The organism is Micromonospora sp. M51 (assembly GCF_018070305.1).
GTDB classification, from domain to species: domain Bacteria; phylum Actinomycetota; class Actinomycetes; order Mycobacteriales; family Micromonosporaceae; genus Micromonospora; species Micromonospora parva.
The window spans coordinates 1-510 of the sequence record NZ_JAGPXZ010001464.1 but is presented as its reverse complement, the minus strand read 5'-3'; the positions used below and the strand labels follow the sequence as shown (position 1 = coordinate 510).

Here is a 510-nt window from a genome sequence, read left to right as displayed (position 1 = left end):
CACCGACCTCGCCCACCTGGCAGGGGCAGGTCCAGGTCATGCGGGACTGGATGCTGCGACGGGCCGCCTGGCTGGATTCCACCGCCGGCTGGGGTGGGTCGGTCCCCACGCCGCCACCCACCACTCCGCCGCCGACCACGCCACCCCCCACCACGCCACCACCCACCACCCCACCGCCGGCGGCTGGCTGCACCGCTGCGTACGCGGTGACCAGCCAGTGGACCGGCGGCTTCCAGGGCGAGGTACGGGTCACCGCAGGCGCCTCGGCGATCAGCAACTGGACCGTGACGTGGACCTTCGCCAGCGGTCAGAGCATCACCCAGGCCTGGAACGCGACAGTCACGAGCCAGGGCTCCGCGGTCACCGCCCGCAACGTCGCCTACAACGGCGCGCTCGGCGCTGGCGCGAGCACCACCTTCGGGTTCCTCGGATCGTCCACCGGCGCACCAGCCACGCCGACGCTGACCTGCACGGCGAGCTGACCGACCACCCGTTCGGGGCCGGGCGGAC

The 510-nt window shown here is 73.5% G+C and carries 1 protein-coding gene; it reads left to right on the top strand.

Annotation, left to right across the window (positions count from 1 at the left end; all coding sequences use genetic code 11):
• Positions 1 to 482, top strand: a 482-nt coding sequence (locus tag KBX53_RS35465) for a cellulose binding domain-containing protein (protein ID WP_210864086.1), incomplete at its 5' end; no start/stop codon positions are given.
• Positions 483 to 510: the final 28 nt, after the last annotated feature.